Here is a 22053-nt window from a genome sequence, read left to right as displayed (position 1 = left end):
CTCTCTGGACAATCGCCGTCCGGCTGCGCCATCAATGCGCGACAGGCAGATGGGAGCGGGAGAGGCCGATATGTCAGCAGCAGACAAACCCACAGGTGCCGCGCGGGGTGCCGTGCCGGATATTGACGATCTGGCCACCCGCATCCTGAATGGCGAACGCCGGGCGCTTGCCCGCGCCATCACCCTGGTCGAAAGCGGGCGCGCCGATCACCGCGCGGCCACCACCCGCCTGTTGGACTTGCTGGCCCGCGAGAACCGCCAATCGCTGCGCATCGGCCTGTCCGGCACGCCGGGGGTGGGGAAATCCACCTTTATAGAAAGCTTTGGCATGATGCTGATCGCGGCGGGTTTGCGTGTTGCGGTGCTGGCGGTGGATCCCAGTTCGACGCGCTCTGGCGGGTCGATTCTGGGCGATAAGACCCGGATGGAACACCTCAGCCGCGAAAAAAACGCCTTTATCCGCCCCTCGCCAAGCCAGACCCATCTGGGCGGCGTCGGGCGCCGCTCGCGCGAGGCGGTGACGCTGTGCGAGGCGGCGGGATTTGACGTGGTGCTGATTGAAACTGTGGGCGTCGGCCAGTCCGAAACCGTGGTCTCGGAAATGTCCGATCTGTTTCTCTTGCTGCTGGCCCCGGCGGGTGGCGATGAATTGCAGGGCGTCAAACGGGGCATCATGGAGATGGCCGACATCATTCTGGTGAACAAGGCCGATGGCGATCTGAAGCCCGCCGCAACCCGCACCTGCGCCGATTATGCCGGCGCTCTGCGGCTGCTGCGCAAACGCCCGCAGGACCCCGATGGCTACCCCAAGGCGCTGATGGTTTCCGCCGCCACCCGTGACGGGTTGGAAACCGCCTGGGACGACATGCAGACGCTGGCCGACTGGCGGCGTGAAAACGGCCACTGGCAGCGGCGGCGCGGCGAACAGGCCCGCTACTGGTTTGGGGAAGACGTGCGTCAGGCGCTACTGGCCCGGCTGGAGACGCGCTGGGCGCAAAGCCGCATGGCCGATCTGTCCGAAGACGTCGCCGCAGGCCGCCTGACCCCAGCCGCTGCGGCACAGGACATGTTGGCGGGGCTGGGGGTAGGCTGATCGCACGGCACAGGTGGGGCGGATCATCTGGATCGCAGGGCCCCCTTGTAAATAACGCCCGATCGGTGCTGGATTTCGACCAGCCAACAGGCTAAAAGGGCGCGAACCTTGGATGCGGAAATAGCCCGTTAGGGGGTTGTGCACAGGTTGTCCCATAAATCCGTTTCATATGGCTTGACCCTGCACGCGATTCCTCCTAAACGCATCCAACCAGTTTTCGGGCGCAGCCAATGGCCGCGCCCCTTGTAATTTGGTGCTCGTTTCGAACCATGATCAACGGGCGCCCCAGATACGAAGGATGAACCTATGTCGCGCCGTTGCGAATTGACCGGAAAAGGCCCGATGACTGGCAACAATGTCAGCCACGCCAACAACAAAACCAAGCGTCGCTTTCTGCCGAACCTGAACGACGTTACGCTGCAGTCCGAGACTCTGAACCGTGGCATCAAGCTGCGCATCTCGGCCGCCGCGCTGCGCACCGTTGATCACCGTGGTGGTCTGGACGCGTTTCTGGCCAAAGCCAAAGACGACGAGCTGTCCAACACCGCGCTGAAGGTCAAGAAAGAGATCGCTAAGGCACAAGCCGCCGAGGCCTGATCGCCAAACCCGGCCCACGAAGGGTAGGGTTCAGAATTTAAAAACGTCGTGCATGACCTCATGCGCGGCGTTTTCTTTTTGTCGATGGGGCAGGGGCGGAACTGACCGTTGCATGTGCCTTTGCCTGCGTCGCTTTTTCGCCTTGCGGCGGCGTGGCCACAGGCGCATATCTCGCCCTAGGATGAATTTTCTTCGGTCATATCTGGCGCTTGCCCTGACCGTGCTGATGGCCCTCACGGGTATCAGCGCTCAGGCGGGTATGCGCGATGCTGCGGGGCAGATGGTGATCTGCACCGGCACTGGTCCGGTGATGGTCTATATCGACAGCGACGGCCAGCCGGTGTCGCCGCCGATGGAGTGTCACGAGTGTCTGACCTTCGTCTCGGACCTGGGTCTGGCGTTGCCTGTCTTGGGGCACAGCACCCTGCCGCAACAGCTGCCGCGATACATAGCGCAGCGCACTGAGATCCGGCCCGTGGTGCGGCTGGCCGCCTTTGCCCGTGGGCCGCCGGAACTGGGACGTTCCCGCGCGGTATGACCGCGCTGTTTCTTACCCAAATTCCAAAGTCTACGTATCAAGGATCAAAGACCATGACCTTCAAGACCACGATCGCCGCCACCTTCGCCGCCCTCAGCTTTGCCACTGCGGGCTTTGCCGCTGACGTCACCGTGACGGATTCCTATGCGCGCGTGTCCTCCAAGGCGGCCAAGAGCGGCGCTGCCTTCATGATGATCGAAAACGCCACCGACAGTGATGACCGGCTAGTCGACGCGCGCAGCGATGCAGCCAAGATGGTGCAGCTGCACACCCATAAAGAAGGCGAAAACGGTGTCATGCAGATGCTGCACGTCGAGGAAGGCTTTGCCATTCCCGCAGGCGACACCCATATGCTGCAGCGTGGCGGCGACCACGTGATGCTGATGGGGCTGACCAAATCGCTGGACCATGGTGACGCCATCGACCTGACGCTGGTGTTCGAGAAGGCCGGTGAGGTCACCGTGACCGTCCCCGTCGATCTGGAGCGCAAGCCCGATCACGGCGCGATGAAACACTCCCACTGATCGTCCATCTGATCTGCAACCAGATTAGTTAACCTTTGGCCAATCCGCGCATATCTGCTGCACGGGTTGGCCATTTTCTTTTGCCGCAGCCGCGTTACGGTACATCTCTCAATTGGCGCCGGATGGCGGCGCGATCTCGAAAGGCACTGATCATGGCGCAAAACATCCTCTTTGTCTGTCTCGGCAATATCTGCCGCTCTCCGGCGGCTGAAGGCGTTTTCCGTGCGCTGTGCCCGGAGGTGGAAACCGACAGCGCCGGTACTGCCAGCTATCATGTGGGGTCACCGCCCTATGGTGCGATGCAGGCCGCAGCTAAGGCGCGCGGACTAGACCTCTCAGACCTGCGCGCGCGCCAGTTCACCCCGCAGGATTTCGCCCGCTTTGATCTGATCATCGCAATGGATGGGGAAAATCTGGCGAATATCGAAGCGCAGCGCCCGGAGGGGGCCACGACGCCAGTCAAGCTGTTCACCGATTACGCGCCGGGGCAGGGCGCCGATCACGTGCCGGATCCCTATTATACCCGCGATTTCGATGGTTGCCTTGATCTGATCGAAGCCGCCGCGGGTGGTCTGGCCAAGACGCTGCGCTAGGCGCTGACGTCAGCCGGGGCTTTGATCTTCCAGCACTTTCAGATCGCCCGCCAGCCAGGGCAGGCGCTGTACGGCAGGATCAATCATATGCCCCTGTACCAGCCGCCGCATGGTCTGCGCCACATCGCGCGGCACCCGGTCGGCCCAATCGGCGCTGGAAAACAGCGAAATCCGCCGCGAAAACGCGCCAAAGGGCAGCGGGAAGGCCTCAATCTCGTCATGGAACCGCGCCGCCCGCATATAGCCCAGCGGCGTGGTGATCGCCCAGCCGATCCGGCGGGCCACCAGCGCCATCAGTGACAGATGGGAGCCGATCTCAAACCGTTCCTCAAACAGCAGTTTCTGCCGCGCCAGATGCGCCTCGATCTGCTGCGAAATCAACTGGCTGCCCTCATACCGCAGGAACGGCAGTGCATTGAGAATATCCATCTCCGCCTCTGGTTTGCGTAACATGCCGCGCGGTGCCACCAGCATGAAGGGATCCTGCACCAGCGGGTATTCGGTGATCCCCTCGCGCAGGGCGCCAGAGGTGGCCGCCACCGCGATATGCAGCTCGCGCGCGTCCAGCGCGTCCAGAATGTCGTGGCTGGAGGCGGTGATCATCTTGAAGCGGCAATTGACCAGGCTCTCGGCCAGAGTGGTCGCCAGACGCGGGGTCAGATCATTGTCGAAATCGTCAATCAGCCCGATTGACAGCGTCGACAGGTGGTTGAGATCAACCACGCTCAATTCGCTCTGCGCCAGCCGCAGCTCGGTCAGCACCGCCTCTGTTCTGGCCAGAAAATTGCGCCCGGCAGGCGTCAGCACCATCGGGCGGCGACCATGGTTGACCAGTTCCGCCCCCAGTGCGCTTTCCAGATTGCGCAGCTGCTGGCTGACCGCAGGCTGGCTCAGCCCGGTGAGCGCGGCGGTTTGCGCTACAGATCCGGTTTTGGCCAGCGCTTCGAACACCTCAAGCCCGCGCAGCGTCACCCCTTTCATCAACATATCTGCGGTCCTGCCTGATGTTGCGGGCGCGGGTCTGCGTCCCGTCGATGGGAAAGAGGAGGGGCGATGCGGATCGTCTACTCAGCTGCGGTCCGCGTTGGTGTTATATGCGATTTCATCCGGGCAAAGAGGGGGCGCTATCGCACCAGCCCGCCGGTCTCCTGATCAGCTGCAAACGCGTGCGGCATTCTCGCCAAAGGATTTGTAACGCTTCCACAGCCGTTCGTCCGCGCTGCGGCTCGACTGGCGCACCACTTGGGCCTGATGCGGATCGCTGAACCATTTCGACACGGTCTTGCGCTCGCTGCGGTTCAGGCTGGCATTGGCCACCGATTGGATACAGCGGCAGAGCGAGGGTGAGGCGGCGGTGCGGTCCGATTGGCGGCAGGCTTTCTCGATCACGCCAGCCCCGGCTGCTGCGGGCATTGCCCCGGTGATCATCACGGCGCAAAGCGTGGCGGTCAGCAATAGCTTCATCGTCATTGTCCCTAGTAGTCTGCAAGTGCTCTGATCTCAGCGGGTCTGTTGCCCGCGATTGCCGGGACTATGGCGCAAGCGGCGGGAGCTTTCAATCTAGGTAAACGCTTGTTTTACCCTCGGCGGAAACCCGCCAATAGGCGTTTGCCGCAGCCAGACAGAGCCGCGCAGCACTGGCCCGTCCTGCGCCCCGCAGGGGCGGGCGTAGTGCCAGGTGCCGGGGACGGGCGCAAAGGGAGGGCAGGCCGCGGCGGGCGTCAGGACTGATTTGGCCCGCGCAGGGACAGGATCATCTGGCGCACGGACTTCCAGTCCTCCGCCTCGGCGGTTTTGCCAGCCTTCTGACAGCGCCGCATCTTCTGCGCCACTTCGGCCTCGGCCTTGTCCCCATGCGCCGAGTAAAGCGCACGGGCATATTCGGCAGTTCTGATGGTATCCATTTCGGTGTCCTCCTGAGCAGTGAGATCCCCCGCAGCGGGGGCGCGCGTCTCGCGGAATGGTCGCAGTATAGCGTATTTTTAGCCTTCCCGCAGGAGGCCAGACGAATTTGCGGCGTTTTGGCGGTGCGGGGAGGGCAAGCGCGGTTTGGCCTTGCGGTCGGCAGGTGGCTAGATTTCTATGGCGGCTTCTATTTCTGCCGTTGAGTGAGTTAGAGCGGCTCCGCTAGGTGAAGAAACCTCTCCAAAAATCATGTCCCGATAATGAGAGATGTCCTCCAGACGCCGCTGCATGCCTTCGATGTCTCCACTCACGAACCAGATGCCCGTGCAAAGTGCCGCATACAGTTTCCAGTCGCCCAAGCTTGTGCCCAGTTGTTTCTTGAAGGCATCGGAAAAAACTGAGGGTTTTGAATCGCTCGCTTGCCGTAGTTCTTCTTGAAGTTGAGCGACTTTTGCATTCAGGCGGCCAATCTCTGCCCGCAGCTGATCCTCCGTTTCGCTCGGAATGATTCCCTCGTGCGGGGCCTTTTGAATTGTCGAGTTCACTGCGAGCAGCAAAGCGGGCAAAGCTGTCAGAGGTTCCAGCGCTTCAGGAAGCGCGTTGGCACCGGTTTCTGCGTGAAAGCGTTCGATACTATGAGTGACCTGCTCGGCGAGGCCTTGCAGACTTGCGGAGGCAATAACCCGGTTATCGAATAAGTGGCTTACCGATTTGGGTTCGTGCTTGGGGAACCTGTCCTCACCCGATGGCTGTCTGCTGAATTCAGCCCTGATCCGCTCGATCTCGGCGGCAACGGCTTCGGGGCCTGCGTCCCAGAACGTATCGTCAATCAGGGCAACGCGGTGCTGGAGGTCCCAGTCAAGGGGTTTGCCGTCGAGGAAACCTTGGTACCAGTCGCGCCAGAAAGAGAAGGCCGTGGATGAGCCCGAAATACTGGCTCGAGTTTCTTCCCAGAAATTCAATAAATATGTGGCAGTAGAAGGAAGCAAGGGTTTTGCAAAACAATCCGTTAGCCCCTTCTGTTGTTCCACTCTGCCGTCCTCGAGAGCGAGGTCAACAATAGAGCTGCTGACCTGTTCTGAGATGTCGGCTGCCTTGGCCGCCTGCTGTGCGCTTACGGCAAAATGGGCGGCATCAGCGACCGTTACTGCTGCCGCAGACTTTGCTGCGTAGTATGGGGCTTTGTGCTTAAGCTCATCGACCACATCGATGGTGCCTCGCAAGGTGGCACGCACCAATTCTAGTTGTGCCTTGCTAGCGGTGGCTCCCGATTCTTTTACTAAGCTCACTACTTGGATCAACACCTGTCGAAAATCGTGGGTAATATTGAGCGCCGGATTTCGGGAGAGTTTTCCGAAGGAAGTATTAGGCAACAATCGTAGTGCGGTTCGAGCCGCGATAACTGCCATAGTATCTTCAGGAATTGTCTCCCAAAGTTCTGCGTCTGCCTGTTTCAAGTCACGCATGTGTTGGAGCTGCCATTCCAAAATGTACCTTTTGCATCAGAAGCTATCCCACCTTGACCAAACCCTAAAACCAAATCATATCCCCTTGCATGACAGACCTCGCTCACATCCGCAATTTCTCCATCGTCGCCCATATCGACCATGGCAAATCCACCCTCGCTGACCGGCTCATCCAGGAGACCGGAACGGTGGAGGACCGCGATATGAAGGAGCAGCTGCTCGACTCCATGGATATCGAGCGCGAGCGCGGCATCACCATCAAGGCCAACACCGTCCGCATCGACTACACCGCCGATGATGGTGAGACCTATGTCCTGAACCTGATCGACACCCCCGGTCACGTCGATTTCGCCTATGAGGTCTCCCGCTCCATGCGCGCGGTCGAAGGCTCGCTTCTGGTGGTCGACAGCTCGCAAGGGGTGGAGGCGCAGACGCTGGCCAATGTCTATCACGCGCTGGACGCGGACCATGAAATCGTGCCCGTCCTGAACAAGATCGACCTGCCGGCCTCCGACTGTGACCGCGTCGCCGAACAGATCGAGGATGTGATCGGCATCGACGCCTCCGAGGCGATCCGGGTCTCCGCCAAAACCGGGCAGGGCATCCGCGAGACGCTGGAGGCTATTGTCAAGACCCTTCCGGCCCCAACCGGCACCCGCGACGCACCGCTGAAGGCGATGCTGGTGGACAGTTGGTATGACGCCTATCTCGGCGTGATCGTTCTGGTGCGGATTATGGATGGCGTCTTGAAAAAGGGTATGCGGGTGAAGTTCATGTCGAACAACACCCTGCACCACGTGGACCGTATCGGTGTGTTCCGCCCTGCCATGCAGGTGGTGGACCAGCTGGAACCGGGCGAAATCGGCTTCCTCACTGCGTCCATCAAACAGGTGCGCGACACCCGCGTCGGCGACACCATTACCAATGACCGCAACGGCACCGAGGTCGCGCTGCCGGGCTTTAAACCTGCGCAACCGGTGGTGTTCTGTGGCCTCTTCCCGGTGGACTCGGCCGAATTTGAAGACCTGCGCGACGCCATCGACAAGCTGGCGTTGAATGACGCGTCGTTCTCCTTTGAAATGGAAACCTCCGCCGCACTTGGCTTTGGTTTCCGCTGCGGCTTCCTCGGCCTCTTGCACCTTGAGGTGATCCGCGACCGGATTGAGCGCGAATATAACATCGAACTCATCACCACCGCGCCCTCCGTGGTCTACCACGTCTATATGAAGGGCAAGGACGGCGAAGCGGACGAAATGATTGAGCTGCACAACCCTGCTGACATGCCCGATATGTCCAAGGTCGACCACCTGCAGGAACCCCGCATCAAGGCGACCATTCTGGTGCCGGATGAATATCTCGGCGACGTGCTGAAGCTGTGTCAGGATCGTCGCGGCATTCAGGAAGACCTGACCTACGCCGGCTCCCGCGCCATGGTGGTCTATGACCTGCCGCTGAACGAGGTGGTGTTTGACTTCTACGACCGTCTGAAATCGGTGACCAAGGGCTATGCCTCCTTCGACTACCAGATGACCGGCTACCGCGAGGATGCGCTGGTCAAAATGTCGGTGCTGGTCAATGACGAGCCGGTGGATGCGCTGTCGATGATGGTGCACCGCGACCGGGCCGAGATGCGTGGCCGTGCCATGTGCGAAAAGCTCAAGGACCTGATCCCGCGCCACATGTTCAAGATCCCGATCCAGGCCGCCATCGGCGGCAAGGTGATCGCGCGCGAAACCCTCTCTGCCCTGCGCAAGGACGTGACCGCCAAATGCTACGGCGGCGACGCCACACGTAAGCGGAAACTGCTGGACAAGCAGAAAGCGGGCAAGAAGAAGATGCGCCAGTTCGGCAAGGTTGATATTCCGCAAGAGGCGTTTATTTCCGCCCTCAAAATGGACAGCTAAAGCTGGCCATTTTCAAGGCGCGCGGGCGAAAGCGGTTGGCGCAGCCAATTGCGTGCCCGCACCCCGGCGTTCTGCGCCGGAAACGCGACCTATTCAAACGCTAGCAACACGGGGCCTCGGCCCCGTTTTCTGTTTCCGGCCTATCCAATGCCCCGCCCGGCCGAAAGGCCGGGCAGCGTCCGATCCGCCCCCACGGGCGATGCGATTTGTTAAATTTCTTCCACACAAAGTGAAGAAAATGCTTCGTGAGAAATTTCTGGCAAGGCGTAACCCCTTGAAGAGCGTCACTGGTGGTGGTTGAGTGCGGGGAGAAATTTTCTCTTTCTCCTTCTGGAGTTCTTCTGCGTGACCTTTTCGATCAGATTTCCGCGTGAGTGTAATCCAAAGGCACTCGCTGAGTTTTCTTGCCAAATCGACGCGTTGGGGTACGGCGAGAACTTTCGCATAGATACACGCCCTGTAAGGTTCTTTACGCCTACGGCTATGATATTTCTCGCAAAAGTGTGTCGGCAGCGCGCAAGAAAACACTCCGACGAAAAGGTGCTTTATACCGGATTGGCGGGACATGACTACGCGAATAACCTCGGCTTTTCGGATGCACTCAGCTTAAAAGGGCGGCCTTATCCTAAAGGAGCGTTCGGCGGGCAGACTTACATTCCAATGAGCGTAATGACTCGCGAAGCTCTTGAAGATCGCGCAGTTGATATGGATTTCGCGCTAGGTGACGCAATTCAGGAGCGCTGTGAAGATATTGCGCAAATCGTGTCCCAAGGGAAGAGTGACAGTCTGAGGTCAGTTGTTGCGAGATCGTTTTGTGAGATTTTTCGAAACACTTTCGAGCACGGCGAGGCAGATTCTGCTGTTTTTTGTGCGCAATATTGGCGCCAGAGGGACATAGTAGAAATTTGTATCGCTGACAGAGGGGTGGGGATCGAAAAATCCTTGGGTGCTAGCAAGTACACACATCCAGAAAACAACCGAGAGGCCTTGTACTATAGCTTGATGCCTGGGATTTCGTCTAAGGCCTGGCGTCACAAGAAGAAGAAAGCACATCAAAAGTCGGTGTGGGATAACGCTGGGTTTGGACTTTTCTTTGCTCACCAACTTTTCGGCGAGTTGGGCCACTTTTTCTTGGCGTCGGAAGGGCATGCATTATTAATTAAGCCAAACACCTTCGAGGAATTTGAGTGCAACATAAAGGGCACTTTGGTCTCCATGTCTATTGATCTTTCTGACGAGGAAAAAATTGACGCATGTATTAAGGGCATCTCAAAGCTCGCACAAAAAGTGAAGGAAAGGATCGGTGTAAAAAGCGTATGTTTTGCAAGTGTGGAAGGTTTTCTGCGAACGGGTTCTTTGTGACTGCTTGCGTACCGCCCGGTCGCGAGACCGGGCAGCGCCCGACCCTCCCCACGGGAGGGCGGTTTGCACCCACCCAGGGTCAGGCGCTACCCTTTGTGGTTTTCACTCTGGTCCGAGGAAATCACTCGAACACAGCGCAGGTTTGCCTTTGGCAAACGGGGGAGGGCGCTTCGCACCACCCCCCCAAGCGCCAGATACGCCCCCTTTGCGATGTCACACGACCCCGGCGAGCCAACAAAAAACCGCCCAGCCCCTCGGGCCAGACGGTTCCTCTCTTCCCCACAACCGTAACAAGGTCAGAGGCTGTTCTGCACGTCCTGTGCGGCGCCGCTGATCGCCTGGCCGGCTTTGGAAATGTCGCGGCCGGCGCCTTTGGTGGTTTCGCAGGCGGTCAGGCCAAACAATGCGCCGGTCAGGGCAAGCGTGGTGAGGGCGGTTCGGATCATCTCATGTCTCCCGTGGTCGATCTTGCCCGACAGATAGCAAGCGCGCGGCGCGCGTTCCAGTGGTTTGCGGGGCGATATATCGGCGGCATTTTCACGACCCGCCATCGCCCCGGCAGACCACCGCCCGCACCGACCCCATCCCCCATATCCAGCGAGTTTCGCCCCGTTTGAAAACCTCATAGGTTGAGTCGGACCTGACGTGCCCTGCCAAATGGCGCGTCAGCGGAACGTGTCGCAGATCCGGGGAGGACCTCTCAATGAACCACGCCGCTCACAAAGACATTCTGACGCATCTTCGCAACGGCCTGCCCGCTGCCCGGCCGTCTGCCGGGGCTGCCGCCAATATCGTGCCGCTGAAATCCCGTCGCAGTGCTCTTGTTGTTGCACAACCGACAGAGGCCCGCGTCATCGCGCAGCCCAGCGACGCGGCATTGAACCGCAAGTGGCTGGAATTGCGCCGCGATATCGACTGCGCGCTCGCCCGTGTCGACGAAGGATCCTATGGCTATTGCCAGATCTGCGGCGATCGGATCACCGACAGCCATCTGTCTGACCATCCAACCACGCCATTCTGTGCATCCTGTTCGGGCTAGTCTGGCCCTGCTCTCAGCAGGCACATGAACGCAGGGCAGGGGTTTAAACACCCTCCAAGCCGACCCTGACCTTGTTGCGCCGCTTAAACCCTATCCAGAGACCCCTGTGGACCCGCAGCACGTCTCCATGTTGCGCCCCAACTCGCCCGCGTCCTCCACGCGGGCGCTTTTCTTTGTCGGTCCGCTCCCCTAAAGCAGGGGCAACCCTGTCCTGATGGAGCTTTGCCGATGTCCTGCGCCCTTTGTGCCGCCGAAACGCCGCTAACCCCTTATGAGGTGACCGGTGCCCCTGCGGGTCTTGATGCGGCGACCGAGATCGCATTGTGCAGTGTCTGCACCGATCAGGTTGCAGGCAGGCCTGATCCCAACCACATGCGCTGCCTGTCGTCGGCCATGTGGTCTGAAACGCCTGCGGTGCAGGTGCTGGCAGCGCGACTGTTGGCCCGGTTGTCGGACCACGACTGGGCGCGCGATCTGTGGGACCAGCTGTGGCTGGATGATGAGACCCGCGCCTGGGTCGATGCTGCGCCGACCATCAGCGATCATCGCGACAGCAATGGTGCGCCGCTGGCATCTGGCGATTCCGTGGTGCTGATCAAGGATCTGCCGGTCAAGGGCGCTGGATTTACCGCCAAACGCGGCACGGCTGTGCGCAATATCTCACTGGTAGCGGACAACTCCGACCACATCGAAGGCCGGGTCGACGGGCAGCGCATCGTGATCCTCACCAAATTTGTGAAAAAGAAATAGCCGGCTCAGCCGCCACAGCTGACACAGAAATGCACTTGCGCCCGTTGCCGCCCTGTCTTGGATGTGGCACAACCAAGCCAACAGACTGAACAGATGAGTTTAGCATATGACTGACTTTGCCGAACGTCGCCGCATGATGGTCGACACGCAGATCCGCCCATCGGATGTCACCAAGTTTCCGATCATCGAAGCCATGCTTGCTGTGCCGCGAGAGGCCTTTGTTGCCGATGCGCAGCGGGAGGCCGCTTATGCGGATGGCAATCTGGATATCGCGCCCAACCGCGTCCTGCTAGAGCCGCGCACCTTGGCCAAAATCCTGGATGCCATTGACGTGCAGCCGGATGAGCTGGTGCTGGATGTGGCTTGCGGGCTTGGCTACTCTACCGCAGTTGTTGCACGTGTCGCGCAGATGGTGATCGGGGTTGAGGAAGACGAGTCTCTGGCGGCTGATGCGCAGGAACAGCTCTCAGCGGTTGCCGCCGACAATGCGATTGTTCACATCGGCCCGCTGACTGAGGGTGCGGCAGAACATGGCCCCTATGATGTCATGATGATCGAAGGCGGGGTGGAAACCCTGCCGGATGCGCTGCTGGCACAGCTGAAGGATGGCGGCCGTGTGGTTGCGATCTTCATGTCCGGCGCGCTTGGAGAGGTCAAAGTCGGCTATAAGAACGACGGGCATATCTCCTGGCGGCTGGCGTTCAATGCTGGCGCGCCCGTACTGCCCGGCTTCAACGCCGCCGCAGAATTTGCGCTCTGATCGACAAGAGCGCGAGACATTGACCCGTACCGTTTCTGATGGGACGGGTCGTAACAGACAGGCGCCTGAAGAAACGCAGCGCCAAAGAGCAGAACGGCACTGCCGCGTCGGTGGGCCGGACCACATGAGGCTAAAGATGCGCAAAAAACTGACGGCAAACCTGTTCAAGGCCTTCGTCTTCGCCGGCAGCGCAGCGATGCTGCTGGGGGGGGCGAAACAGGCGGCTGCCGACAATCTCTCCGATGCCATGATCGGCGCCTACAAGACGAGCGGACTGCTGGAACAGAACCGGGCTTTGCTAAGGGCGCAGGACGAAAACGTTGCCGCCGCAGTGGCGCGGTTGCGCCCTGTCGTGGACTGGGTCGCGCGGGCAGAACGCCAATATGTGCGCAACGGCAACGGAACGATTGCGACGTCGAACCACGATTCGACGTTGTCCACCGGAATTGATGTGTCTTGGCTGCTGTTTGACAACGGTGTTTCCCGGCTCAGCCAATTGGCGGCACAGGAAACTGTACTGGCCACGCGTCAGGCATTGATCGATATCGAGCAGCAGGTGCTGTTTTCCGCCGTTCAGGCCTATGTCAACGTCCTGCTGCAGCAAGACACCGTCGCATTGCGCAGCAACAACCTGCGTCTCCTGCGCGAGGAACTGCGTGCTGCCAATGACCGCTTTGAGGTGGGTGAGGTTACCCGCACGGATGTGGCGCTCGCCGAAAGCCGGGTCGCCGGGGCGCAGGCCAACCTGATCGAGAGCCAAGGTGATCTGCGCAACGCCAGAGCAACCTATATTCAGGCTGTCGGCAGCGCGCCGGGGCCCATCGCAGGCCAGCCACCACTGCCGCAGCGCGTGGCCTCATTGCAGTCAGCCGAATCCATTGCCATGCGCAATCATCCAAGCCTGTTGTCTCAGCAACATGCGGTAAAGGCTGCGGATTTTGCTTCCCAAAGCAACAGTCGCAATCTCGGGCCGTCGGTTACCCTACGGGCCAATGCCACCCATGCGTCGGATGCCAGCGGGCCCGGCACGCGGGACACCTCCGGCGCAAGTGTGACCCTGTCGCAGCGCTTGTATTCGGGTGGATCTCTGGCTTCGGCGCGGCGTGCCAGCATTGCACGGTTGCAGGCTGAACGCGGTCAGTTGATCACCACTCAACGTGCGGTGACACAGGATGTCTCCGCCGCCTTTGTGGCCTTGGAAACCGCACGTGCCAGCCTCGTGTCGTCCAACGAACAGGTTCGCGCAGCCCGCGTCGCCTTTGATGGTATCCGGGAGGAAGCCACCTTGGGGGCCCGCACCACGCTGGATGTGCTGGAGGCAGAGCAGGAGCTGCTGAACGCCCAGACCGCACGTGTCCAGTCGCGCGCAAATCAGGCTTTGGCCGCCTATGCGCTGCTACAGTCACAAGGTCTTTTGACTGCAGAACATCTTGGTCTGGCTGTGGAAATCTATGATCCGACGCTCTACTACAATCTGGTCAAAGATGCGCCCGCCCATGTGAGCAAGCGCAGCAAGGATCTGGATCGGGTCATGCGCGCGCTTGGCAAAAATTAAGGCCTCGCACAGACAGTTCTAGGGGGTCCGCCTGCGTGGGCCTCCTTAAAAACCACTTAATTCACACGGTTGTCTGGAGGCAGACAGATCGCTACACTCTTCGCCAGAGGCAAGAGTGATAAGAAAAATGTCCGAACCGGTGACCCAAGCTGAAATTGAAGACGTCCTGTCGTCGATTCGCCGTCTGGTGAGCGAAGACAGCCGTGTGGCATCCGCACAGTCCGGCACGGACGTTCAGGCGGCATTGGCCGCGCAGATCGGCCAACCCCGACACGCCAGCCCCAGCACCCGTAATGGCATAACAAAAGGCACCCAGCCGGTGACACGGCTTGTGCTGACACCGGCACTGCGGGTGCCTGAGAGTAAGCTGGTGCCTGTTGACCAGACCGAAATTGACCAGACCGCAGTTGATCAGGCACCACACGAGCAGGCGCAGGCGTCAAATTCCCGGCATTCGGATATGCCAGCTGTCACCCCGGCGGAGGCCCCAGTTGATGGCCGATCCGCTGACCTGGGTCCCAATACGAATGAAACTTCGCTGACCACGGCCAAGACGCAGTTCGAAGCTTTGTTGGCTGCAGATGCTATTGAATTCTGGGACGATCCTGAGGACCGGATCGCACAGGGTATTGCCTTGCATGACAATGATCCGGGGCATGAGGATCTGGCCTTTTTCAACGGTCTTGCAGCATCCACCGCTGCGGATGCCGCGTCGGCGGACGCCCCTGCGCAGGCCATTGCGGTCGAGTGTCCCGCAGACATCGCGCCGGATAAGCAGAACGCGACAGCTGCCGACACTGTTCCTGCGTCTCCAGAGGTTGCGCAGAACGGCGATGCGCCGTGGACCAACCCAGACGCGACGCTCTATGAAGCCGCCTCCGTCGTAGCGCCGGAGGGGCAAACCGCTGACACTGTTGTTCCGCCCTCCAGGGTGGTGTCACAGCTTAATCCTAAAGTCGGGGCCGTGGTGCAAAAACTGGCTGAAATGGAGGCTGCAAACGCCGCGCGTCCCATGCTTTGGGAGCCGGACGGTTCCCGCGATACGCCTTATGCCGGCAGCGATCTTGAAACCCTCGCCTGGGAGGACGACCACCCGGAAGACATGGGCGAAGCCGGGGACACGGCTCCTGAGGCTGCGGCGGAGCAAATCGCTGAGGCACCCAGTCATAGCGCCCCACAGATGTCTGCGGATGCGGAACCAACAGGTGATGCGATAGCCGTTGAACAGCCCGGTGCGGCTGTGGCAACGCCTGCCACCGACGAGAATGAGCGGATGACCGCCCCGGAGGTGTCATCCAATGAGACGCCAGAGGTCGAAACATCACGCGCACGTAACAGCCTCGCAGAGACAGCAGCGGATGCCGTGGCCGATATGGCCAATAGTCCGGTAACTGACACGGTGCTAGAGACCCTGAGCGGCGACGATAGTTTTCTGGACGAGGACAGCCTGCGCGAGCTGGTTTCTGAAATCGTGCGCGAAGAATTGCAGGGTGCGCTTGGGGAACGGATCACCCGCAATGTCCGCAAACTGGTGCGCCGCGAAATCCACCGCGCCTTATCCGCACGGGATCTGCTCTGAACCTGTTGTGACGGCTGGGTGAAGGGGGACTTTTCTCAGGTAGGGTGCCCCCATCCAGAAGCGGGCCCATTGCCCCAACAGGGGCAGTTCAGGTCTCTGCTGTACCCTTCACAGGCTCTGCCAGCGCCAACAACGAATCCAGATCCATACAGTCCTCAAGGTGATCTGCTAGCGCATCCAGCGTCGCCTCTACCCCGTCGTCATAGCCTGCGACGCTCTCGTGCCCCAGTTCGGAGAGGACCGACGCCCGGAAGGCATCCGAGCTGAACACCCCATGCAGGTATGATCCCCGCACGCGCCCATCCGGCGACACTGCGCCCTCAAGACGCCCATCGATGCGCAGCCAGGCCCGATCACAATCGACACCGCTGGTGCGGCCCATGTGGATCTCGTAACCGCTGACCGGCAGATTGCCATCGCGGGTCACGGCGTCGGTCAGCGTCACCCGTTTTTGGCCCGCCATCACCGTATGCACATCCAGTAGGCCCAGTCCGGCCACCTTACCAGGTCGGCCATCTACACCCTCAGGATCATCAATGGTCTGCCCCAGCATCTGATAGCCGCCGCACAGCCCGATGACATGGCCACCGCGCCGGTGATGGGCGAGGATATCAATGTCCCAGCCTTGGGCCCGCAAATACGTCAGATCACCAATGGTGGATTTGCTGCCGGGGATCAGCACCAAATCCGCATTGCCGGGCAGGGCACGACCCGCGGGCACGATGTCCACCGTGACATTGGGCTCAGCTGCCAGTGGGTCGAGATCGTCGAAATTCGCCATCCGCTCCAGCTGCGGCACCACGATTTTGCAGCCACCACCGGGACGAGAGGCGATATCCATCATATCCTCAGCCGGCAGCTTCCAGGCATCCCAGAACCACGGGATCACCCCCATCGATGGCCAGCCAGTACGCGCTGCGATATCATCCCGACCGGCATCAAACAGGCTGCGGTCGCCGCGAAAGCGGTTGACGGCAAAGCCCTTGATCCGCGCCAGATCCTGCGACTCCAGCACGGTGTGGGTGCCGACGATCTGCGCAATCACACCGCCACGGTGGATATCACCCACCAGCACCACCGGCACCTCTGCCGCACAGGCAAATCCCATATTGGCGATGTCATTCTTGCGCAGGTTGGTCTCGGCGGGGGAGCCTGCACCTTCGATCAGGACCAGATCCACATCCGCGGCCAGCCTGTGAAAACTCTCCAATGCCGCTTCCAACAGGCCGGTCTTATCGCGCATGAAGGATCCTGCCGCCTGGGTGCCACGACGCTTGCCCTGTACTATCACCTGCGCGCCGGTCTCGCTCTCGGGCTTCAGCAGAACAGGATTCATATCTGTATGGGGCGGGCGCATGGCTGCTCGCGCCTGCAACGCCTGCGCACGGCCAATCTCGCCGCCTTCGGGCGTCACGGCCGCATTATTGGACATGTTCTGCGGCTTGAACGGGGCAACCGACAGACCGCGCCGCACAAAAGCGCGCGCCAACCCGGCGACGATCATTGATTTGCCGACATTGCTGCCGGTGCCCTGGATCATGATCGCCCGTGCTGTCATGGCACCTCTTTCCCGCTATAGGTGGTTTGGTCTCTCAATTCTCAGCCATGGCGGATTTTTCCCGCTCTGAAAAGCCCGGCGAGCGGCCTATTCGGCGCAGAAACCGCCATCTCAAAAAGAAAAAACGCGCCCCCCAGGACGCGCTTTTCTTAAACGGTATGCTGTCAATCAGACTGGCAGGTCTGATCAGGCCGCTTCAGCCTGCGCCGCATTGCGACGTTCGCTCTCTTCGCGCGACAGTGCAACAGAGGTGCGCACACCCCGGCCAACAAAATCCATCAGGCCGCCGACCACACGTTCGTTGGGGTCGATGCCTGCACAGCTCAACACCTCGCGCCCATCGCGCGACCGTGCCCACCGGGCGATTTGCTCGGGGCCGTTACCGTATTTCTTGTCATCAGCAATCGCATCGTCCAGCGCGGCCAATACCACCGCAGCAAACAGCTTGCGTGCCCGGTTGCCTTGCTCGTTATTGTATGCGGTGCCGTCAACGAAATCTCGCATCCTGCTTCCTTTATGTTCTTGCTATTGCAATTTCGGCGTGGCGCTCCTTATGGCGGAATTGTGACGATTCGGATAGCCTGCTTGTGCATATCTTTTATGCGCAATTTGCATAGCTCTTCGGCCCGTCACACGACATATCGTTGCCTTGCCAGCCAACTTCCTGCCAGATATAGGGGCGGTTAACAGTTCATCAACCACCCGAGAGGGATTTTTGTCATGCCCAAAATCAACGGTAACGAGATCCGCCCCGGCAATGTTCTCGAGCACAATGGCGGTCTGTGGGCCGCTGTAAAAGTCGATCACGTCAAGCCCGGCAAGGGCGGCGCCTTTGCTCAGGTCGAGATGCGCAACCTGCGCAACGGCTCCAAACTGAACGAGCGTTTCCGCTCCGCCGACAAGGTCGAGAAGGTCCGTCTGGAGCAGAAAGATCAGCAGTTCCTCTACGAGAGCGACGGCATGCTGGTATTCATGGATGCTGAAACCTACGAGCAGATTGAACTGCCCGCAGAGCTTCTGGGCGACCGCCGTCCGTTCCTGCAGGATGGCATGACCATCGTTGTGGAATTCCATGACGACGAAGCGTTGAACGCCACCGTGCCACAGAAAGTCACCTGCAAGATTGTCGAAACCGAGCCGGTCGTCAAAGGTCAGACTGCGGCCAACTCTTTCAAGCCGGCGATCCTTGATAATGGCGTGAAGGTCATGGTGCCGCCCTTCGTTGGTCAGGACGAGATGATCATCGTCAACACCGAGACCATGGAATATTCTGAGCGCGCATAAGTAGTTAGCGCCAACATATCCAAATACGAAAAACCCCCGCAGTCAGGCTGCGGGGGTTTTTTGTTGCTGTATAGAGGATGGGAAACCGCTCAGTTGTAGTCGATTTCGAGCTGCCGCAGTTCCAGACTGTGGCCGCATTCATCCATCATCTTGCCGTAGGCGGCAGTAAATCCGGCCAGAGACGCGTCCAGAACCATCTCGCCCGCAGCGTAGGGCACCACCGTGCGCACCTCCATCCGCTGACCGTTCTGCATCCACAGAATGCTGTTCAGCGCGTCCATCCAGCGGACTTGCGCGCTGGCCTCAGCGAGGCCTTCATCGTTGATCTCACCATTGGCAACACCGTAGAACACGGCTTCCCGGTCGATCACAAATCCGATCGCCTGACCATTCTGTACCTGTGTCGGATAGTGGCGCGGGGCGCTCTCAAACAGTTCCAGCTGCGGGTAGGTTTCCGGCGGGCCGACGTCGCCTTGGGTGACTGACATACGCAAAAGAGGCTGCCCGTCACCACCGGTCCAGGCGGTGCAATCACGCCAATCATGCTGCTCGGTAACGCGGATATTGGCGGCTACGGACCAGTTTTGATATTCCCAATAATCACTGGCGAGAGCGGGCAGGGGCAGCAGCATGAGCGTAAGGCAGGGAAGCAGTCGCATCTGAAAATCCTCGTGAAAATGATGCCTCAGACATACCGGAGCCGCCGTCGTCACCCGCAGTGACGTCGCGTCACAAATCGAGGGTGCCGCCACAGGATTGCCTCAGGTCTTAACCTGCCAGTCAATCCGCGCGTTTTGCGCACACATATCCGCCCCGGCGCGGTCGAATCGCAGATAGGCGATGGCCTGATCTCCGGCTTGGGTGAACAGCGTGCCGACGGGTTTGTCGGCGCGGCGGATCTCGGTTCCGATGGGGGCCTCACCCGCAACAGTGACGGTGGCCAGCCCCTTGCGCAGGGTGGTCTTGTGCTTCATCCGGGCGGTGACCTCTTGGCCGACATAGCAGCCTTTGCGGAAATCGACGCCGTTCAAGCGTTCAAACCCGGCCTCCAAGATGTAGCTGTCCGGTCCAAGTTCGATGCCGGTTTCGGGGATGCAATGCGCCACGCGGATGGCGTCCCAGTCGCTGCCGTCATCCCCCGGCTGTGCATCATACATCCGCCAGCCCAGATCCGGGTGGCGCGGATCCGCCAGCGCGCCCTCAGGCGCAGGTCCGGTGCCCCGGCGGACGGCCAGATCGGTCTCTGCAATGGTCACTTTGGCGCGCAGCCGGTACATGGTCAGCCGTTTGGCCAGACTGGCGGCCAGGCTTTCGTCCACGTCCACCAGCAGATCATCGCCATCAGCGGCGACAAAAAAATCCGCCAGATATTTGCCTTGGGGGGTCAGCATCGCGGCATAGACCAGCCCTTGATCGACCTTGGCGACATCATTGGTGATCAGCCCCTGAAGGAAATCGCGGGTATCAGCCCCGGAGAGGCGCAAAATGCGGCGGTTGCTCATAGGTCAGGCTCCTGAAGGATCTCTTAGGCAATGTAGGTCGCGAGGTGGGCAAGGCTTAGCCAAACATGCGGCGGGCCAGTTTCTGGAACCAACGGGGCTGGTCGCCCCCTTCGCTGAACTGTCTGGGCGCCTGTGCAGCAACACCCTGGCGGTCCACCAGTGTCTTACCGTCCTGAAACTGCAGCCGGTAGAGATCGGCATAGATGCCGCCGCGTTCCAGCAGCTCTTCATGGGTGCCGTGGTCCATCACCTGACCGCGTTCCATCACCACGATTTTGTCTGCGTTGCGGATGGTCGACAGCCGGTGCGCGATCACCAGCGTGGTGCGCCCGCCAGAGAGTTTCTCCAGCGCCTGTTGCACCACCTTTTCAGATTGCGCATCCAGCGCCGAGGTCGCCTCGTCCAGCAGCAGGATCGGTGTGTCGCGCAGCAACGCGCGGGCAATCACCACCCGCTGGCGCTGGCCACCGGACAGGGCCGAGCCACGCGGACCCACCAGCGTGTCCAGCCCATTGGCCAGTTTCGGCAGGAAGTCCGCAACATGCGAGGCGTCCAAAACCTCTTGCAGCCGCTCTTCGCTGACGTCGGTACGCCCCAGCAGAACATTCTCGCGCAGGGTCTCGTCGAACAGCAGCGCCTCTTGAGTCACCACGGAAAACAATCCACGCAGATCGTCCAGATCCAGTTCCCGCACCGCAACACCACCGACGGTGACAGATCCCTCCTGCGGGTCCACCAACCGGGTCAGCAGGTTGAAAATGGTGGACTTTCCGGCACCGGAGGCGCCTACCAATGCTGTGGTCTTGCCGGCCTCTGCCACCAGCGACAGCTGGCGCAACACATCCGAGTCGCCATAGCGCAGGGTCACATCCGTCAGTGCCACCTCAGGCAGACCGATGGGGGCGGCCACCGGGTTCGCGGGCGACACCAGCTTGATCGGGGCGTCCATCAGCTCTTTGATGCGTTCCATGGCCGCCGCAGCCGCCTGCCAGGTGCCGCTGATCGAGGCCAACCGGCGCATCGGATCAAACGCCAGACCGATGGCGGTGAAAAAGCTCATGAACTCGCCCACGGTTTTGGTGCCTTCGATGATCTCGGCACCGCCATAAAGCACCACACCCATCACGCCCAACCCGGCCATAATGTCGATCATGCCGGTGGTGGAGGCCACGCCAAAGGACGCACGCACTTCGGAGCGGACAAATTGGTCCATGTGATTGCCAAACCGGTCGGTCTGATAGTCTTCAAGATTGTTCAGTTTGATCGGCACGATGCCGTGAAAAATCTCATCCAGCCGGGTGGAGAGCGACGCGCCCAGATCCCGTGCCTGCGAGGCCTTGCGCCGCACATAGCGCTGTACGGCGGCCAGCGGCAACAGCAGCATCGGCAGGCCAATCAACATGATCGCGGTCCAGCGCCAGTCAACGCTGATCGCCACTGCCAGAACGGCCACCATCTGCGTGACATCGCGGCCAGCACCGGTGATCAGCGCCTGCCAGACCGAATTGATCGCCATCACATCGCTTTGGACCCGCTGGATCAGAAAACCGGGCGGGTTCACCTGATGAAACGAGGGGTCCTGCCGGATCAGCCGCGCCAGCATATCTTTGCGCATATGCGCAGCAGAGGTCTGGGAAATCTTGCTGAGGATCACCTTCTGGCAGACACTGGACAGCCCCCGCATGGAAAAGATGATCAGAAACGCCAGGCTGACCCAGAACAGCGCAGTGGTATTGCCTGCGACAAACACCAGATCGAACATTGGCTGCATCATGTAGCTGAGGCCACCAACGGTGCCACCCTCGATCAACATGAACATAACCGCCAGCCCCAACAGGCCCATGTAGTGGCGCAGATATCCCCGCCACAGCCATCCCAGCAACTCGCGCGATGACATATGTTCCGGCTTGGGTTTTGGCGTGGCTTCCGGGGATGGTCCCATCACTGGGGGCATCGCAGCAGCGGCAGAGGCGGGCATAGTTTCCGCGCCTTCAACAGGGGCAGCCTGCGAAGGGGAGTGAGGCGTCGTCTTGGGGTCAGTCTT

Annotated in this window: 23 protein-coding genes; 13 read left to right on the top strand and 10 right to left on the bottom strand. The window is 60.3% G+C overall.

The features are described from left to right. Window positions 1–70: 70 nt before the first annotated feature. The 5 genes from meaB (at window position 71) to PhaeoP97_RS11270 (ending at window position 3345) form a co-directional block, all read left to right on the top strand. Window positions 71–1093, top strand: coding sequence for a methylmalonyl Co-A mutase-associated GTPase MeaB (gene meaB, locus PhaeoP97_RS11290; RefSeq protein ID WP_072506446.1), 1023 nt, complete (start codon window positions 71–73; stop codon window positions 1091–1093). Window positions 1094–1399: 306 nt separating this feature from the next. Further along, complete coding sequence (rpmB, locus tag PhaeoP97_RS11285) at window positions 1400–1690, top strand: 50S ribosomal protein L28 (protein ID WP_014875324.1); 291 nt, start codon at window positions 1400–1402, stop codon at window positions 1688–1690. Between the two features lie 181 nt (window positions 1691–1871). Next, a complete protein-coding gene (locus tag PhaeoP97_RS11280; RefSeq protein WP_237028930.1) occupies window positions 1872–2228 on the top strand; it encodes a hypothetical protein in 357 nt (118 codons plus the stop codon). 53 nt (window positions 2229–2281) lie between these two features. Next, window positions 2282–2752, top strand: a complete 471-nt coding sequence (locus PhaeoP97_RS11275; protein WP_072505127.1) for a copper chaperone PCu(A)C — start codon at window positions 2282–2284, stop codon at window positions 2750–2752. Window positions 2753–2904: 152 nt separating this feature from the next. Then, window positions 2905–3345 (top strand): low molecular weight protein-tyrosine-phosphatase, encoded by a 441-nt coding sequence (locus tag PhaeoP97_RS11270; RefSeq protein ID WP_072506445.1) that lies wholly within the window; start codon window positions 2905–2907, stop codon window positions 3343–3345. A gap of 9 nt (window positions 3346–3354) precedes the next feature. On the opposite strand, the gene PhaeoP97_RS11265 is transcribed toward PhaeoP97_RS11270, so the two are convergent. From PhaeoP97_RS11265 to PhaeoP97_RS11250, 4 genes are all read right to left on the bottom strand, one after another. Then, window positions 3355–4332: a LysR family transcriptional regulator gene (locus PhaeoP97_RS11265; RefSeq protein WP_072505126.1), complete on the bottom strand. Its 978-nt coding sequence runs from the start codon at window positions 4330–4332 to the stop codon at window positions 3355–3357. A 165-nt stretch (window positions 4333–4497) separates the two neighbouring features. Next, window positions 4498–4809, bottom strand: coding sequence for a hypothetical protein (locus tag PhaeoP97_RS11260; RefSeq protein ID WP_072506444.1), 312 nt, complete (start codon window positions 4807–4809; stop codon window positions 4498–4500). A gap of 257 nt (window positions 4810–5066) precedes the next feature. After that, window positions 5067–5249, bottom strand: a complete 183-nt coding sequence (locus PhaeoP97_RS11255) for a hypothetical protein (RefSeq protein WP_014880689.1) — start codon at window positions 5247–5249, stop codon at window positions 5067–5069. A 168-nt stretch (window positions 5250–5417) separates the two neighbouring features. After that, window positions 5418–6716: a hypothetical protein gene (locus tag PhaeoP97_RS11250; RefSeq protein WP_072505125.1), complete on the bottom strand. Its 1299-nt coding sequence runs from the start codon at window positions 6714–6716 to the stop codon at window positions 5418–5420. 89 nt (window positions 6717–6805) lie between these two features. Between PhaeoP97_RS11250 and lepA the strand changes: the two genes are divergently transcribed. Next, entirely contained in the window at window positions 6806–8620 is a 1815-nt protein-coding gene (lepA, locus tag PhaeoP97_RS11245; RefSeq protein ID WP_072505124.1) for a translation elongation factor 4, read from the top strand. A 345-nt stretch (window positions 8621–8965) separates the two neighbouring features. Beyond that, the gene (locus PhaeoP97_RS11240) at window positions 8966–9982 is read left to right on the top strand and encodes a hypothetical protein (protein ID WP_157891249.1); all 1017 of its coding nucleotides are present in this window, start codon (window positions 8966–8968) and stop codon (window positions 9980–9982) included. 296 nt (window positions 9983–10278) lie between these two features. Here the strand turns inward: PhaeoP97_RS11240 and PhaeoP97_RS11235 are convergent, their stop codons facing one another. Beyond that, entirely contained in the window at window positions 10279–10428 is a 150-nt protein-coding gene (locus PhaeoP97_RS11235) for an entericidin A/B family lipoprotein (protein WP_072506443.1), read from the bottom strand. Between the two features lie 257 nt (window positions 10429–10685). On the opposite strand from PhaeoP97_RS11235, the gene PhaeoP97_RS11230 reads away from it, so the two are divergent. From PhaeoP97_RS11230 to PhaeoP97_RS11210, 5 genes are all read left to right on the top strand, one after another. Next, window positions 10686–11021: a TraR/DksA family transcriptional regulator gene (locus tag PhaeoP97_RS11230; protein WP_072505122.1), complete on the top strand. Its 336-nt coding sequence runs from the start codon at window positions 10686–10688 to the stop codon at window positions 11019–11021. Window positions 11022–11249: 228 nt separating this feature from the next. Next, on the top strand, window positions 11250–11771 hold the full coding sequence (locus tag PhaeoP97_RS11225; protein WP_072505121.1) for a PhnA domain-containing protein: 522 nt from the start codon (window positions 11250–11252) through the stop codon (window positions 11769–11771). Window positions 11772–11877: 106 nt separating this feature from the next. Beyond that, window positions 11878–12531 carry a protein-L-isoaspartate O-methyltransferase family protein gene (locus PhaeoP97_RS11220; protein WP_072505120.1) on the top strand — a complete coding sequence of 218 codons (654 nt, stop codon included), beginning with the start codon at window positions 11878–11880 and terminating at the stop codon, window positions 12529–12531. Between the two features lie 136 nt (window positions 12532–12667). Beyond that, window positions 12668–14086 carry a TolC family outer membrane protein gene (locus tag PhaeoP97_RS11215; RefSeq protein WP_072505119.1) on the top strand — a complete coding sequence of 473 codons (1419 nt, stop codon included), beginning with the start codon at window positions 12668–12670 and terminating at the stop codon, window positions 14084–14086. 127 nt (window positions 14087–14213) lie between these two features. Continuing rightward, window positions 14214–15665 (top strand): hypothetical protein, encoded by a 1452-nt coding sequence (locus tag PhaeoP97_RS11210; protein ID WP_072505118.1) that lies wholly within the window; start codon window positions 14214–14216, stop codon window positions 15663–15665. Window positions 15666–15753: 88 nt separating this feature from the next. Here PhaeoP97_RS11210 and PhaeoP97_RS11205 read toward each other — a convergent pair whose 3' ends face one another. Next, a complete protein-coding gene (locus PhaeoP97_RS11205) occupies window positions 15754–17223 on the bottom strand; it encodes a cobyric acid synthase (RefSeq protein ID WP_072505117.1) in 1470 nt (489 codons plus the stop codon). 186 nt (window positions 17224–17409) lie between these two features. Beyond that, window positions 17410–17727 (bottom strand): DUF6280 family protein, encoded by a 318-nt coding sequence (locus PhaeoP97_RS11200; protein ID WP_009811619.1) that lies wholly within the window; start codon window positions 17725–17727, stop codon window positions 17410–17412. Between the two features lie 216 nt (window positions 17728–17943). Here PhaeoP97_RS11200 and efp point away from each other — a divergent pair, with 216 nt between their 5' ends. Continuing rightward, window positions 17944–18507, top strand: coding sequence for an elongation factor P (gene efp, locus PhaeoP97_RS11195; RefSeq protein WP_040174033.1), 564 nt, complete (start codon window positions 17944–17946; stop codon window positions 18505–18507). Window positions 18508–18596: 89 nt separating this feature from the next. On the opposite strand, the gene PhaeoP97_RS11190 is transcribed toward efp, so the two are convergent. The 3 genes from PhaeoP97_RS11190 to PhaeoP97_RS11180 form a co-directional block, all read right to left on the bottom strand. After that, window positions 18597–19166 (bottom strand): hypothetical protein, encoded by a 570-nt coding sequence (locus PhaeoP97_RS11190; protein ID WP_072505116.1) that lies wholly within the window; start codon window positions 19164–19166, stop codon window positions 18597–18599. A 102-nt stretch (window positions 19167–19268) separates the two neighbouring features. After that, window positions 19269–20009, bottom strand: a complete 741-nt coding sequence (gene ygfZ, locus PhaeoP97_RS11185; RefSeq protein ID WP_072505115.1) for a CAF17-like 4Fe-4S cluster assembly/insertion protein YgfZ — start codon at window positions 20007–20009, stop codon at window positions 19269–19271. Between the two features lie 55 nt (window positions 20010–20064). Next, window positions 20065–21906 carry an ABC transporter ATP-binding protein gene (locus tag PhaeoP97_RS11180; protein ID WP_192849710.1) on the bottom strand — a complete coding sequence of 614 codons (1842 nt, stop codon included), beginning with the start codon at window positions 21904–21906 and terminating at the stop codon, window positions 20065–20067. Window positions 21907–22053: the final 147 nt, after the last annotated feature.

Origin of the sequence: Phaeobacter porticola (genome assembly GCF_001888185.1) — a bacterium.
In the GTDB taxonomy this organism is placed as follows: domain Bacteria; phylum Pseudomonadota; class Alphaproteobacteria; order Rhodobacterales; family Rhodobacteraceae; genus Phaeobacter; species Phaeobacter porticola.
Note: the sequence above shows the minus strand (reverse complement) of the source record. Positions and strands in the feature narration are given on the sequence as shown.

Bases quoted from the DNA above. Each gene is read 5' to 3' on its own strand.
- meaB (WP_072506446.1), top strand. From the start codon at position 71: ATGTCAGCAGCAGACAAACCCACAGGTGCCGCGCGGGGTGCCGTGCCG.
- rpmB (WP_014875324.1), top strand. From the start codon at position 1,400: ATGTCGCGCCGTTGCGAATTGACCGGAAAAGGCCCGATGACTGGCAAC.
- PhaeoP97_RS11280 (WP_237028930.1), top strand. From the start codon at position 1,872: ATGAATTTTCTTCGGTCATATCTGGCGCTTGCCCTGACCGTGCTGATG.
- PhaeoP97_RS11275 (WP_072505127.1), top strand. From the start codon at position 2,282: ATGACCTTCAAGACCACGATCGCCGCCACCTTCGCCGCCCTCAGCTTT.
- PhaeoP97_RS11270 (WP_072506445.1), top strand. From the start codon at position 2,905: ATGGCGCAAAACATCCTCTTTGTCTGTCTCGGCAATATCTGCCGCTCT.
- PhaeoP97_RS11265 (WP_072505126.1), bottom strand. From the start codon at position 4,332: ATGTTGATGAAAGGGGTGACGCTGCGCGGGCTTGAGGTGTTCGAAGCG.
- PhaeoP97_RS11260 (WP_072506444.1), bottom strand. From the start codon at position 4,809: ATGAAGCTATTGCTGACCGCCACGCTTTGCGCCGTGATGATCACCGGG.
- PhaeoP97_RS11255 (WP_014880689.1), bottom strand. From the start codon at position 5,249: ATGGATACCATCAGAACTGCCGAATATGCCCGTGCGCTTTACTCGGCG.
- PhaeoP97_RS11250 (WP_072505125.1), bottom strand. From the start codon at position 6,716: ATGCGTGACTTGAAACAGGCAGACGCAGAACTTTGGGAGACAATTCCT.
- lepA (WP_072505124.1), top strand. From the start codon at position 6,806: ATGACAGACCTCGCTCACATCCGCAATTTCTCCATCGTCGCCCATATC.
- PhaeoP97_RS11235 (WP_072506443.1), bottom strand. From the start codon at position 10,428: ATGATCCGAACCGCCCTCACCACGCTTGCCCTGACCGGCGCATTGTTT.
- PhaeoP97_RS11230 (WP_072505122.1), top strand. From the start codon at position 10,686: ATGAACCACGCCGCTCACAAAGACATTCTGACGCATCTTCGCAACGGC.
- PhaeoP97_RS11225 (WP_072505121.1), top strand. From the start codon at position 11,250: ATGTCCTGCGCCCTTTGTGCCGCCGAAACGCCGCTAACCCCTTATGAG.
- PhaeoP97_RS11220 (WP_072505120.1), top strand. From the start codon at position 11,878: ATGACTGACTTTGCCGAACGTCGCCGCATGATGGTCGACACGCAGATC.
- PhaeoP97_RS11215 (WP_072505119.1), top strand. From the start codon at position 12,668: ATGCGCAAAAAACTGACGGCAAACCTGTTCAAGGCCTTCGTCTTCGCC.
- PhaeoP97_RS11210 (WP_072505118.1), top strand. From the start codon at position 14,214: ATGTCCGAACCGGTGACCCAAGCTGAAATTGAAGACGTCCTGTCGTCG.
- PhaeoP97_RS11205 (WP_072505117.1), bottom strand. From the start codon at position 17,223: ATGACAGCACGGGCGATCATGATCCAGGGCACCGGCAGCAATGTCGGC.
- PhaeoP97_RS11200 (WP_009811619.1), bottom strand. From the start codon at position 17,727: ATGCGAGATTTCGTTGACGGCACCGCATACAATAACGAGCAAGGCAAC.
- efp (WP_040174033.1), top strand. From the start codon at position 17,944: ATGCCCAAAATCAACGGTAACGAGATCCGCCCCGGCAATGTTCTCGAG.
- PhaeoP97_RS11190 (WP_072505116.1), bottom strand. From the start codon at position 19,166: ATGCGACTGCTTCCCTGCCTTACGCTCATGCTGCTGCCCCTGCCCGCT.
- ygfZ (WP_072505115.1), bottom strand. From the start codon at position 20,009: ATGAGCAACCGCCGCATTTTGCGCCTCTCCGGGGCTGATACCCGCGAT.
- PhaeoP97_RS11180 (WP_192849710.1), bottom strand. From the start codon at position 21,906: ATGTCATCGCGCGAGTTGCTGGGATGGCTGTGGCGGGGATATCTGCGC.